13 protein-coding genes are annotated in these 12,966 nt (G+C 63.8%); 11 read left to right on the top strand and 2 right to left on the bottom strand.

Features of this window, described 5'->3' with window-relative positions; translation table 11 throughout:
- Positions 1-115: 115 nt before the first annotated feature.
- The 10 genes from hprK to ACT67G_RS01515 all read left to right on the top strand — a co-directional run bounded on the left by hprK (position 116) and on the right by ACT67G_RS01515 (position 10,714).
- The gene (gene hprK, locus ACT67G_RS01560; protein WP_326216031.1) at positions 116-1,045 is read left to right on the top strand and encodes an HPr(Ser) kinase/phosphatase; all 930 of its coding nucleotides are present in this window, start codon (positions 116-118) and stop codon (positions 1,043-1,045) included.
- A 51-nt stretch (positions 1,046-1,096) separates the two neighbouring features.
- Positions 1,097-2,035, top strand: coding sequence for an ROK family protein (locus tag ACT67G_RS01555; protein WP_325244957.1), 939 nt, complete (start codon positions 1,097-1,099; stop codon positions 2,033-2,035).
- Between the two features lie 27 nt (positions 2,036-2,062).
- Entirely contained in the window at positions 2,063-2,986 is a 924-nt protein-coding gene (murB, locus tag ACT67G_RS01550) for a UDP-N-acetylmuramate dehydrogenase (protein WP_443662760.1), read from the top strand.
- 16 nt (positions 2,987-3,002) lie between these two features.
- The gene (gene rapZ / locus ACT67G_RS01545) at positions 3,003-3,866 is read left to right on the top strand and encodes an RNase adapter RapZ (RefSeq protein ID WP_326216028.1); all 864 of its coding nucleotides are present in this window, start codon (positions 3,003-3,005) and stop codon (positions 3,864-3,866) included.
- A gap of 15 nt (positions 3,867-3,881) precedes the next feature.
- Complete coding sequence (locus ACT67G_RS01540; RefSeq protein ID WP_443662759.1) at positions 3,882-4,946, top strand: gluconeogenesis factor YvcK family protein; 1,065 nt, start codon at positions 3,882-3,884, stop codon at positions 4,944-4,946.
- 36 nt (positions 4,947-4,982) lie between these two features.
- Positions 4,983-5,882 (top strand): DNA-binding protein WhiA, encoded by a 900-nt coding sequence (whiA, locus tag ACT67G_RS01535; RefSeq protein WP_325244949.1) that lies wholly within the window; start codon positions 4,983-4,985, stop codon positions 5,880-5,882.
- Positions 5,883-5,957: 75 nt separating this feature from the next.
- The gene (locus ACT67G_RS01530; RefSeq protein WP_325244948.1) at positions 5,958-6,419 is read left to right on the top strand and encodes a C-GCAxxG-C-C family protein; all 462 of its coding nucleotides are present in this window, start codon (positions 5,958-5,960) and stop codon (positions 6,417-6,419) included.
- Between the two features lie 104 nt (positions 6,420-6,523).
- A complete protein-coding gene (locus tag ACT67G_RS01525) occupies positions 6,524-6,814 on the top strand; it encodes a hypothetical protein (protein WP_325244946.1) in 291 nt (96 codons plus the stop codon).
- Positions 6,815-6,841: 27 nt separating this feature from the next.
- Positions 6,842-10,333, top strand: a complete 3,492-nt coding sequence (locus ACT67G_RS01520) for a DNA polymerase III subunit alpha (RefSeq protein WP_443662758.1) — start codon at positions 6,842-6,844, stop codon at positions 10,331-10,333.
- A 150-nt stretch (positions 10,334-10,483) separates the two neighbouring features.
- Entirely contained in the window at positions 10,484-10,714 is a 231-nt protein-coding gene (locus ACT67G_RS01515) for a hypothetical protein (protein WP_443662757.1), read from the top strand.
- A gap of 90 nt (positions 10,715-10,804) precedes the next feature.
- On the opposite strand, the gene ACT67G_RS01510 is transcribed toward ACT67G_RS01515, so the two are convergent.
- Both ACT67G_RS01510 and ACT67G_RS01505 read right to left on the bottom strand, forming a co-directional pair.
- The gene (locus ACT67G_RS01510; protein ID WP_326216022.1) at positions 10,805-11,041 is read right to left on the bottom strand and encodes a hypothetical protein; all 237 of its coding nucleotides are present in this window, start codon (positions 11,039-11,041) and stop codon (positions 10,805-10,807) included.
- 91 nt (positions 11,042-11,132) lie between these two features.
- Positions 11,133-11,678, bottom strand: a complete 546-nt coding sequence (locus ACT67G_RS01505) for a DUF4364 family protein (RefSeq protein WP_325246394.1) — start codon at positions 11,676-11,678, stop codon at positions 11,133-11,135.
- A 187-nt stretch (positions 11,679-11,865) separates the two neighbouring features.
- On the opposite strand from ACT67G_RS01505, the gene ACT67G_RS01500 reads away from it, so the two are divergent.
- Entirely contained in the window at positions 11,866-12,942 is a 1,077-nt protein-coding gene (locus ACT67G_RS01500) for a DUF3048 domain-containing protein (RefSeq protein WP_443662756.1), read from the top strand.
- Positions 12,943-12,966: the final 24 nt, after the last annotated feature.

Below are 12,966 nucleotides of genomic sequence, written 5' to 3'. Positions count from 1 at the left end.
GAAACCAAGTTTTCCGAGGGGGATTTTTTGACCGCCCAGCCGGGTGTGCGCCCCTTCGGTGCATCAGGAAGTGCCCGGCGGCCGGTGGCTGTCGGGCGGAAAGGAAAGGAACCCTATGAGCGAGACAGGCATGAAGATCACAGAGCTGGTGGCGCTTTTCAATCTGGAGGTGCTCAACCGGGGCAGTGACTACGATACTGCCATCCTGAGCATCACGGACGTCAACCGCCCGGGACTGCAGTTCCACAGCTTTTATGACTATTTCGATCCCCGCCGCCTGCAGGTCATCGGCAAGGCGGAGGTCACCTATTTGAAGGGCCTGACGGATGAGGAGCGGCGCAAGTGCTTTGACGACCTGTTCCTCTACGATATCCCGGCCCTGGTGATCGCCCGGGGCCTGGACTGCTTCCCGGAGTGCCTGGAGAGCGCCGTGCAGCATGAGAAGACCCTGCTGCGCACGGAGGAGACCACCGTGGACTTCACCAGCCGTACCATCGAGGCCCTCAACCGGGTTTTGGCCCCCTGCGTCACCCGCCACGGCGTGCTGCTGGACATCGCCGGTGAGGGCGTCATGATCACCGGCGACTCCGGCATCGGCAAGAGCGAGTCCGCCATTGAGCTCATTATGCGGGGCCACCGCCTGGTGGCGGACGACGCCGTTGAGCTGCGGCGGATCTCCAACCAGCTCATGGGCACCGCTCCCGAGGTGATCCGCCACTACATCGAGCTGCGGGGCATCGGCGTCATCGATGTGCGCCAGCTCTTCGGCATGCAGGCGGTGAAGACGGAATCCCAGCTGGACCTGGTGGTGGAGTTTGAGCAGTGGGACAACACCAAGTTCTACGATCGCCTGGGCATCGAGGACCACTTTACCGAGATCCTGGGAGTCCAGGTGCCCTGCGTTACCATTCCCGTCCGGCCCGGACGGAACCTGGCCAGCATCGTGGAGGTGGCGGCCATGAACAACCGCCACCGCAAGTTCGGCTACAACGCCGCCCAGGAGCTGGCCCGGCGGGTGGATCTGCGGGCCGAGGGCAAGAGCTGAGGCGCGGAAAAGACTTATCATACTGCGCCCAAGGGCGCGTGGAGGGATCACATGTACATTGGAATCGATGTGGGCGGCACCAACCTGAAAGCCGGGCTGGTGGACGAAGCGGGTCATATTCTGGTAACGGAGAAAACGCCCCTGGGGACGTTCCCCGGTGCGGAGGGCTTTGCACAAAAGCTGGCGGAGCTGGCTGCCGCTGTCATGAAAAAGGGCGGTGCAGCCCGGGAGGAGGTCTCCTATGTGGGGATCGGAATCCCCGGCGCGGTGGCGGATGGGGTGATCCTCTACACCGCCAACATCCCCATGGAGCACGTGCCCATTGAGGCGCTGTTCCGGCAGCATCTGGATCTTCCGGTGCTGCTGGGCAACGACGCCGACTGCGCCGCCGTGGGCGAGTGGGTCTGCGGCGCCGGACGGGGCACCCGGGATTTCCTGGTGCTGACGTTGGGCACCGGCATCGGCGGCGGTCTCATTCTGGGAGGCCGTCTCTACGCCGGACAGGGCGCCGGCGGCGAAGTGGGCCACATGGTGGTGGAGAAGGACGGCGCCCCCTGCAACTGCGGGCGCCGGGGCTGCTGGGAGGCCTATGCCTCCGCCACAGGCCTCATCCGCATGACGAAGGAGGCCATGGCTGCCCATCCGGAGAGCGCCCTCCACGCCCTGGCGGCGGAGGGCGGTGTGGAGGGCCGGACGGCCTTCCAGGCGGCCGGGGATGGGGACGAGACAGCCCTGGCCGTGTGCCGCAGCTATGTTTCTTACCTGGCGGAGGGCGTCACCAACCTGGTGAACATCCTCTCGCCGGAGGTGGTTGCCATCGGCGGCGGTGTGGCCGCCGCGCCGGAGGCGCTGCTGCTCCATCCTCTGCGGGAGACCGTGGCACGGGAGTGCTACGCCCGCCACACCGGCCGCCAGCCCCGCATCGTTCCGGCGGAGCTGGGCAACGACGCCGGTATCATCGGCGCGGCCCTGCTGGGCCGGGCCCTGTGAAGTCTTTGAAAGAATCGGGAGGTTCCCATGGAATGGTTTGAAGAGCTGGACAAATGGGTGGCGGACTACCTGCCGGACCTGCGCATGGTCCGGGAGGAGCCCATGAGCCGTCACACCTCCTTCCGGGTGGGCGGCCCCGCCCGGCGCATGGCATTTCCGGAGCGGGCGGAGCAGCTGGTGCTGCTGGAGAGCTTTGCCCGGGAGTGCGGCGCCCGGCCTCTGGTGGTGGGCAACGGCACCAACCTTCTGTGCCCCGACGCGGGCCTTGACCGGCTGGTGATCGACACCTCCGCCGGCCTCACCCGGGTGGAGCCGGGGACGCAGCCCAATACCCTCACGGCGGAGTGCGGCGCGCCTTTGGCGCGCCTTGCGCTGTGCGCCTGTGAGCAGGGCCTTACGGGGCTGGAGTTTGCCCACGGCATCCCCGGCACCGTGGGCGGGGGCCTTGCCATGAACGCTGGCGCCTACGGCGGAGAGCTGCGCCAGGTGGTGCAAAGCGTCCAGGTGTTCTTCCCGGAGGAGGGCATCCGTACCCTCACCGGGGAGGAGATGGCCTTCGGTTACCGCCGCAGCCTTCTCACCGACCACCCGGAGGCCGTGGCCCTCTCCGCTGTCTTTTCCCTTACTCCCGGTGATCCGGAGGCCATCCGGGAGCAGATGCGGGAGCTCATGGGCCGCCGGAAGGCCAGCCAGCCTCTGGAGTGGCCCAGCGCCGGCAGCACCTTCAAGCGTCCGGCGGGCCATTTCGCCGGGACCCTCATCGACCAGTGCGGCCTCAAGGGCCTCACGGTGGGCGGCGCCCAGGTCAGCGAGAAGCACGCGGGCTTCGTCATCAACCGGGGCGGCGCCACTTCCGCCGATATTCTGGCCCTGATCCAAAAGGTGCAAACGGCGGTGCTGGAGCAGACGGGCGTCCGGCTGGAGCCGGAAGTCCGCATCGTGGAAGCGTAAGAGGAGGGTGTCAGCGTTGGAGATCCTGATTATTTCCGGCCTGTCCGGTGCGGGAAAGAGCAAGGCGGCTTCTTTCCTGGAGGATATGGGCTTTTATATCGTGGACAATATGCCCGCGGCCATGATTTTGAAATTCGCGGAGTTCTGCGCCGGGGCCAGCAGCCGCTACCAGCGGGTGGCCCTGGTGTACGACGTGCGCACGGCGGACTCCTTTACGGAGCTCTTCGGCGTGCTGGATCAGCTCAAGGCCATGGAGGGCGTGTGCCGGATGCTGTTTTTGGAGGCCTCGCCGGAGACCATCATCAAGCGCTATAAGGAGACCCGGCGGCGCCATCCCCTCCGGGAGGGGGTGGACTCCCTGGAGGAGGCCGTCCACCGGGAGGCGGAGCTGATGGAGCCGGTGAAGGAGCGGGCGGACTTTGTCATCGACACCTCCTATCTCTCCACCGCCCAGCTGCGGGGGGAGCTGCTGAAGATCTTCGGCGACCCGCTGGAAAAGGGCGGCATGGCGGTGAGCGTCATCTCCTTCGGCTTCAAGCACGGCCTGCCCATGGAGGCGGATCTGGTGTTCGATGTGCGCTTTATGCCAAACCCCTTCTACATCCAGGAACTGCGCAGTCTCACGGGCCTTGACAAGCCCGTGGCGGATTATGTGTTCGGCTTCCAGCAGACGAAGGACTTTCTTGCCAAGCTGGAGGATCTTCTGGCTTTCTCCCTGCCGCTGTACGCGGAGGAGGGGAAGACCCAGCTGGTCATCGCCGTGGGCTGCACCGGAGGCCACCACCGCTCCGTGGCGGTGACCCATGCCCTGACGGAGTTCATCCGGGGCCAGGGCTATCAGGTGACGGAAAACCACCGGGACATGACCCGGGGCAGCTGAGAGGAGGGAGGCTCTATGGAAACGCAACGGGCATCTTACCGTGTCCCCAGGGCCCACGGCCCCCGTGTGGCGGTCATCGGCGGCGGGCACGGCCTCTCCACCATGCTGCGGGGATTGAAGCAATATACGGAAAACATCACCGCCATCGTCACGGTGACGGATGACGGCGGCGGCTCCGGCATGCTGCGCCAGGATCTGGGGATGCTCCCGCCGGGGGACATCCGCAACTGCATGGAGGCCCTGGCCAACACGGAGCCGGTGATGCGGGAGCTGCTGCACTACCGCTTTACGGAGGGCTCCCTGGCGGGGCAGAGCTTCGGCAACCTGTTCCTGGCTGCCATGAACGGCATCTCCGACTCCTTCGACCAGGCGGTGAGCCGCATGAGTGAGGTGCTGGCCATCACCGGCCGGGTGCTGCCGGTGACCACGGCGGACGTGCAGCTGGAGGCGGAGTTTGAAAACGGCGCCAGCGTGGTGGGGGAGTCCAAGATCTTCTACTGCAAGAAGAAGGAGGACTGCCGCATCCGCCAGGTGCAATTGATCCCGGAGCATCCCCGGGCCCTGCCGGAGGCCATGACGGCCCTGCGGGAGGCGGATATGATCGTCCTGGGCCCCGGCAGCCTCTATACCAGCATCATCCCCAATCTGCTGGTGGAGGGGATCGTGGAGGCCATTGTGGACTCCGATGCCCTGAAGGTGTACGTATGCAATGTCATGACCCAGGAGGGGGAGACGGAGGGGTACAGCGTGGGAGACCACATCTCCGCCCTGTTCCAGCACGGTGCCCCGGGCCTCTTTGACATCTGCCTGACCAATTCCTCCCCCATTCCCAAGGCGGTGGCCGCCCGGTATGCCCAGGAGGGGGCCGAGCCTCTGTTGTGCCCGGCGGAGTGCCGCTCCATCCAGGGGGTGGAGATCCTCCGGCGCCCGGTGTCCACGGTGGAAAACGGCTACGTCCGCCACAATCCCGGCCACCTGGCCCGGGAGCTGATTTTGCTTCACGCTGAGCGCAGTGTCCGCATCGCCGGGAACCGCTTCAATTTCCGGGAGGATACCTACCAGGTGGAGGAAAAGCGCTGAGGCGCCCGATGAGACCAACGAGACAAGGAGAGCACCATGTCCTTTTCCTTTGAGACGAAAAACGAGCTGTGCCGCCTGCCGGTGCAGAAGCTTTGCTGTGCCCGGGCGGAGGCCTACGGGGTGCTGCTCTACTGCAACACCTTCACCTCCTCCCAGGTGCGCATCATCACCGGCAACCCCAATCTGGCCGCCCGGCTGCCCCGGCTGTTCCACCGGGCCTTCCGGGTGGGCTTTGACCGCACGCCGGAGGAGCAGCAGCCCGGCAAGCTGGTCTTTCAGATCACGGACCGGGAGAAGATTGCCCACATCATCAACCAGCTGGGCTACGACCCGGCCCAGAACCCGGTGCTCCACATCAACTTCGGCATCCTGGAGGAGGAGTGCTGCCGGGCGTCCTTCCTGCGGGGCGTGTTCTTCGCCGGCGGCAGCATCACCGATCCCCTCAAGCGCTACCATCTGGAGCTGGCCACCTCCCACATGCAGGTGAGCCGGGAGCTGGAGGTGCTGCTGCGGGAGTGCGGGTACCCGCCCAAGAGCGTGGCCCGCAGCGGAGGATACGTCACCTATTTCAAGCAGAGCCACCAGATCGAGGATTTTCTCACCCTCATCGGCGCCCCGGTGGCGGCCATGAACGTCATGTCGGCCAAGCTGGAAAAGGACCTGCGCAACAGCGTCAACCGCCGCCTCAACTGCGACAGCGCCAACCTGGACAAGGCCGTGGAGGCTGCCCAGGAGCAGCTGGAGGCCATCCGGCGGCTGGAGGAGGCGGGGCAGATGGAGCTGCTGCCGGAAAAGCTCCGCCAGACGGCGGCCCTGCGCTCCGCCCATCCGGAACTGACCCTTTCGGAGCTGGCGGCGGAATTTGACCCGCCGGTGACCAAATCCGGCCTGAACCACCGGCTGCGCAAACTGGTGCAGCTGGCAAGTGAACTGTAAAGCATAAAGACATTACAAAGCCTGCGGCACAGAAGAATTTTAGCTTAGGCCCGGGCGGATAGAGAGGACAATAACATGGACCGCTGCGAACTGGCATTTCAATATCATCAAACCGGCTACAACTGCGCCCAATGCGTGATGCTGGCCTTTTCCGACCTGACGGGGCTGACACCCCAAATGGCTACCTCCATTGCCGGAGGGTTGGGCGGCGGCGTGGGCGGCAGCCACTGCGAGCTGTGCGGCGCGGCCAACGGCGCCGCCCTGGTGCTGGGTCTGCTGTATCCCTTTACGGAAGGGTCGGACGGCGAGGCCAGGCGAAGGGTCTACGGCCTCACCAAGGAGTTCTACACCCGCTTCCAGTCCCGCTTCGGGGGCCTGACCCGCTGCGGGGATCTGCTGCGTTCCCGGATCCAGCCTACGGAGGAGATGACCCCCGCTGCCGTGCGGGTGGGGGCGTCCAAGCACTGCGATATCCTCATCGTCACTGCCGTGGAGATCCTGGAGCAGATCATTGGGGAGCAGCAGGCGAAACCCTAAAAATCCATTCAAAACATATATTCAGGCGGACAGGACTGGCATCTCATAACTTGGATAGGAAATTGGTGTTCAATGGTGTTGTGATCCGAAAAGGAGGAAACCCCATGAAGCATGTTTTCAAGGAGATGGACTGTTTTCGTATCGTGCGCGTGAGCAATCAGCTGTTTTTCGGAGGACTGACCTGCGGATTCACCGGCTGCGGCCTGGGCTGCCTGGGGTTTCCCGAGGCGATGGCGGATATCCTGGTGATGGCCGGCTTCATCGTGCTGGCAGCGGGCTGGGTACTGGGGATGCAGTGCCTGATTTGTCCCCACTGCGGCAAACCCCTCTATGAGTTTCCACGGCTGCCCTCCGCCATCCCCAGTCACTGTCCCCACTGCGGGGAAAAACTCTGATCCCATTACTTCAGAAAGGAAACACCTATGCCCTTCGCTCATCTCCATGTCCATACGGAATTCAGCCTCTTGGACGGTGCCTGCCGCATCAAGGATCTGCCTGGTGTGGTGAAGTCCATGGGGCAGACCGCCTGCGCCATTACGGACCACGGCGTCATGTACGGCGTCATCGATTTTTACCGGGCCTGCAAGGCCGAGGGCGTCAAACCCATCATCGGCTGCGAGGTTTACGTGACGCCCCAGGGCCGCACCCGCTTTGATAAAGTTCATGAGTTCGACGCCGAGAGCCGCCACCTGGTGCTGCTGTGTGAGAACGAGGAGGGGTACCGGAACCTCTCCTACCTGGTCTCCGCCGCCTGGACGGAGGGCTTTTACATCAAGCCCCGCATCGACCAGGGGCTGCTGCGGCAGTACCACGGGGGCCTTGTGGCTCTCTCCGCGTGTCTGGCGGGGGAGATCCCCCGGAGGCTGCGCAACGGTGAATATGAAAACGCCAAGGCCTACGCCCTGGAGATGGCGGAGCTCTTCGGCCCGGATCACTTCTATCTGGAACTTCAGGATCACGGCATCCCTGCCCAGCGGGAGGTGAACCGGGGGATTCTGCGCATCCACCAGGAGACGGGCATCCCCATGGTGTGCACCAACGACGCCCACTACCTGCGCAAAGAGGACGCCGCTGCCCACGATGTGCTTCTTTGCATCCAGACGGGAAAGACCCTGGACGACGAAAACCGTATGCGCTATGAGCCCCAGAACTTCTACCTGCGCAGCACGGAGGAGATGGAGACCCTCTTTTCCGCCTACGAGGGGGCCGTGTCCAACACAGAGAAGATCGCCGACATGTGCAATCTGGAGTTCACCTTCGGCAAGTACCACCTGCCGGAATTCCAGCTGCCGGAGGGGTATGACAGCTTCTCCTACCTGAAAAAGCTCTGTGATGAGGGCTACCGGGAGCGCTACGGGGAGGACGAGAGCCACCGCGACCAGCTGCAGTACGAGCAGAACATGATCGAGAAGATGGGCTTTACCGACTACTTCCTCATCGTCTCGGACTTCGTCCGCTACGCCAAGAGCGTGGGGATCCCCGTGGGCCCCGGCCGCGGCAGCGCGGCGGGCAGCATGGTCAGCTACTGCCTCCACATCACGGACATCGACCCGGTGAAGTACAGCCTGTACTTCGAGCGGTTTTTGAACCCGGAGCGGGTGAGCATGCCGGATATCGATATGGACTTCGGCGACACCCGACGGGGGGAGGTGGTGGACTACGTCCGAGGCAAGTACGGCGACGACCGCGTGGCCCAGATCGTCACCTTCGGTACCCTGGCCGCCCGGGGCGTCATCCGGGACGTGGGCCGGGTGATGAACATCCCCTACGCCGAGGTGGACCAGATCGCAAAGCAGGTGCCCAATGGCCCCCACATCACCCTGGACGACGCCCTGCGCCTGAGTAAGCCCCTCAGCGAGCTCTACGACCGGGACCAGCAGGTCAAGCGCCTCATCGACACCGCCAAGGCCCTGGAGGGCATGCCCCGCCACGCCTCCACCCACGCCGCCGGCGTGGTCATCACCAAGCGGCCGGTGTATGAGTATGTGCCCCTGGCCAAAAACGACGACGCCGTGGTCTGCCAGTATGTCATGACCACGTTGGAGGAGCTGGGCCTCCTGAAAATGGATTTCCTGGGATTGCGGAACCTGACGGTGCTGGACGACGCGGTGAAGATGGTGCAAAAGGACCGCCCGGACTTCCGGCTGGAGGACATCCCGGGGAACGACCAGGCGGTTTTCGATATGCTGACCCAGGGCAAGACCAGCGGCGTGTTCCAGATGGAGTCGGCGGGTATGACCGGCGTGTGCGTGGGCCTCAAGCCCCAGTCCATCGAGGATCTCACCGCCATTGTGGCCCTCTACCGCCCCGGCCCCATGGAGTCCATCCCCCGGTTCATCGCCTGCAAGCACAACCCCAAGCTGGTCACCTACAAGCACCCGGCCCTGGAGCCCATCCTCTCCATCACGTACGGGTGCATCGTCTACCAGGAGCAGGTGATGCAGATTTTCCAGCAGCTGGCGGGATACTCTCTGGGCCAGGCGGATATGGTGCGCCGCGCCATGAGCAAAAAGAAGGCCAAGGACATTGAACGGGAGCGGGACGCCTTCATTCATGGTGACAAGGAAAGAAACATTACAGGCTGTGTGGCCAATGGGATTCCGGCGGAAACGGCAGAGGAGATCTACAATGAGATCTACGACTTTGCCAACTACGCCTTCAACAAGGCCCACGCCGTGTCCTACGCAGTGGTGGCCTATCAGACCGCCTGGTTCAAGTACCACTACACCCGGGAGTATATGGCGGCCCTGCTGACCAGCGTGCTGGATAACTCCGACAAGGTGGCGGGCTATATCAGTGAGTGCCGGGACTGCGGCATCGCCCTGCTGCCGCCGGATATCAACCGCTCCGCCGACCGCTTCACCGTGGAGGAGGGGGGGATCCGCTTCGGCCTGGTGGCCATCAAGAACATCGGCCGGGGGTTCATCCTCTCGATGATGGATCAGCGGGAGAAAAACGGGCCCTTCACGTCCCTGCGGGACTTCTGCGAGCGCATGGTGGGGACGGACATCAACAAGCGGGCAGTGGAGAACCTGATCCGCTCCGGCGCCTTCGACTCTCTGGGAGCCCGGCGTTCCCAGCTGCTGAAGGTCTATGAGACGGTGATGGACGCTGTGGCGGAGAGCCACCGGGAGAACCTGGAGGGGCAGATGGACTTCTTCTCCATGGCGGCGGGAACACAAAGTGAAGCAGTTGCTGTGAAGGAAGTCCCCTTGCCGGATATTCCGGAGTTTACCCCCCAGGAGCTCATGAACATGGAGAAGGAGACCACGGGGCTCTATCTCTCCGGCCACCCCATGGACCAGTACCGGGACGCCGTGCGGGCCCTGCGGGCTCCCACCATCGCTTCCATTCTGGAGGACTTTTCCCAGGAGGGAGGCCCCCAGCGCTTTGCGGATAACCAGCGCATCACCATCTGCGGCGTGGTGACGGCCAGCAAGACCAAGACCACCAAGAATAACTCCCTGATGGCCTATGTCACTGTGGAGGACGACACCGCCGCCATGGAGCTTCTTTGCTTTTCCCGGGTGCTGGACACCTGCGGCGCCTACCTGAAGGAGAATCAGGCGGTGGTGGTGCAGGGAAAGCTCTCCGTCCGGGATGAGAAGGCCCCCCAGATCCTGGCGGACAGCGTCCGGCCCCTGTCGGAGGCCGGCGCAGCGGCGCCGGCTCCCCGGCGGCCCAGCGGCCCTAATGCGGTGGAGGGAAGTGTCCTGTACCTGAAATTCCCCTCGGCGGACCACCCCTCCGTGCGGCATATGCAGCTGGTCTTTGAGATGTTCCCCGGCACCACCCCGGTGAAAATGGTGATGGCGGACACCCGCAAGCTCTTCGGCACCAGCTGCCTGCTCCACCAGGCCCTGATCCGGGAGGCCCAGGAGACCCTGGGGGAGGAGAACGTGGCGGTGAAGTGACTGCCGGAGAGGAGCGCCCCATGAGAACCATCCGAAAGCAGACGCTGCTGCGGGCAGCCTGCGGAGCCGGACAGGGCCACGCTGGAGACCTCTCTCCTGCGGGCGGAGGCGGATGAGAACACCCTCTTTTTTGCGCAGCAGTCCAATCTTTTGGAACAGGAGCTGCCGTCCCTGACCTGGAAGGAGGCGGGAGAAGAGGAACTGTCCCATTTTATCATGCTCAGCGCCGCCACAAAGAATTCCGCGTTGGAGGAGAACGCCCGGTGCCTGAGCCGGACGGAGTGGACGGGTGCCTGGAGTTTGGAGATGGGCTGGAGCAAATCTGTGGAGATGGCATTTTCCCTGGCGTCTGACGCCCCCTATGTGGGCAATGCCTGTTGAGTGGGGCGTCCATTTCTTTCCGGTTCCCTGGATGGAACATAAAACCACCCCGTGTCCAATGGACACGGGGTGGTTTGCGTATTGCGTATGTTATTTCCGGAAGCGGACGGCAACGGCGCAGATGGCGGCGCCCACCGCGGCGGCGGTGAGGACGGTGCCCCAGGTGGCGAAGAGCTCCTGTCCCGGGGGCATCAGGGCAAAGAGGATCAGGGCCGCTGCCGCCAGCAGTGCCGTCACCAGCCAGGGCAGGCGGGCATCCCGGGCCAGGTACCGGAACCAGGCCCCCGCCAGGACACCCAACAGCAAAATCACAACGGTGAAGAACATGGTGCGCCCTCCTTCTGCTTCCAGCTGATCCGCTGGCTTTCTTTGTCGGTTTCCGGGTGCCGTATGGTTTTTCGCAGATGGGAAAGGGGGATTATTCCGCCTTTTCCTCCTCCTCGGGATCCGAGGACATCAGCACCCGCATGATCTCGCTGTAGATCCGCTCCGGGCTCTTTTCAAACCGCTGGCCCAGGGCCTTGGCCATATCCTCCCGGGGAATAGCCAGCTGCAAATCCATGACGCTGCCCATATCGTCGGAGAGGGAGAGCCGCAGGGTGTAGGTGCCGTTGTCCCGTTTCTCCACACCGGAGCGCACCTGGCTCTTGCGCCGGAGAGAGCGGTTGCAGGAGGCGATGTTCTTGTCACACCGCAGCCGCACGGAGTAGGGGAGGCTGGACTCACAGATCTGGCTGTTGCGCATGCCCTTTTCCGTGATGGCGTAGAGCCCGTCCTCGGAGAGGGTCAGATGCTCCGTGCGCACCAGATCCGCCAGGCACTCGGAGAAGTCGAAGTAGTCGATGGCGTCGTCGCACAGTGTCAGATCCAGCATCACGTCAAAGGGGATGGGTTCGATGACCCGGGCGGCGATATAGAGAATGAGAAATTTGATCTCCAGCTTGCTGTGGATGAATCCCGGCACAGCGGTCACCTCCTTGGAAAAACGATTTCTTTTCACTTGTATTATAACGCACATCCGGTCAATTTGTACAGCCTGAACGGAAAAGTTTCTTTCCGGCGGGATGGCGGAAAGCGTCGAAGGCTGTCTTGACGGGGGGAGCGGCCCTTTGGTATCATGGAGAAAATTGCAAAGAAAAGGCGGCGGGACTATGAAAAAGCGGCTCTTGGCGTTGGGTCTGACACTGGGTTTGGCACTGTCCCTTTGCGGCTGCGGCGGCGAGACGCCGCCCCCGGAGCCGGAGGAGGAGCCCGCACCGCCTGTGGTGGAGGAGCCGGAGCCGGAGCCCTATGTCCCGGCGGGAACCAATCCCCTGACGGGGGAGCCCATGGAGCCGGAGTTTGAGGATGACCGCCCGGTGGCGGTGATGTTCAACAATCTCAAGGCCGCTCAGCCCCAGCTGGGCATCTCCCGGGCGGACATCATCTACGAGGTCCCGGCAGAGGGGGGCATCACCCGGATGCTGGGGGTGTTCCAGACGCTGGAGGGCGTGGGGACCCTGGGCAGCATCCGCTCCGCCCGCACCTACTATCTGGAACTGGCCCTGGGCCACGATGCCCTGCTGGTCCACGCGGGAGGCAGTCCCGACGCATACAGCAAGATCAGCGCCTGGGGCGTGGACAATATGGACGGCGTCAACGGCGGGTCCGACGCCAAGATCTTCTGGCGGGACCCGGAGCGGCGCAAGACCATGAGCTATGAGCACTGCCTGGTGACCTCCGGGGAATCCATCCTGGACTATCTGGCCCAGGGTCACTTTGAAACCACCCACGCCGCCGGGTACACCGACAGCCAGACCTTTACCGCCGACGGCACCCCGGCAGGGGGAGCGCCCGCGGAGCACGTGACGGTGAAATTCTCCAACTACAAGACCGGTACCTTTGACTATGATCCCCAGACGGGCACCTATCTTGCGGGCCAGTACGGGGGAGATTACACCGACGGGGAGACCGGGGAGCAGGTGGCGGTGACGGACGTGCTGGTGCTGGAGACATCCATCTCCGTGATCTCCGGGGACACGGCGGGGCGGCTGAGCGTGAAGCTCACCGGCAGCGGGGATGGGACCTACTTCTGCGGCGGCCGGGCGGTGCCCATCCGGTGGAGCAAGGCGGACCGCAGCAGCCCCTTTGTCTATACCCTCCAGGACGGGACGCCCCTGGTGCTGGGACAGGGGAAGCGGTATGTGTGCATCATCTCCCCGCGCTCCAGCACCCTCAGCTATGAATAGGGAAACGGCGAGGCCGCGCACGTA

It is taken from the genome of Dysosmobacter sp. (assembly GCF_052306735.1).
GTDB lineage: Bacteria > Bacillota > Clostridia > Oscillospirales > Oscillospiraceae > Oscillibacter.
This window is presented reverse-complemented; position numbering and strand designations above follow the sequence as displayed.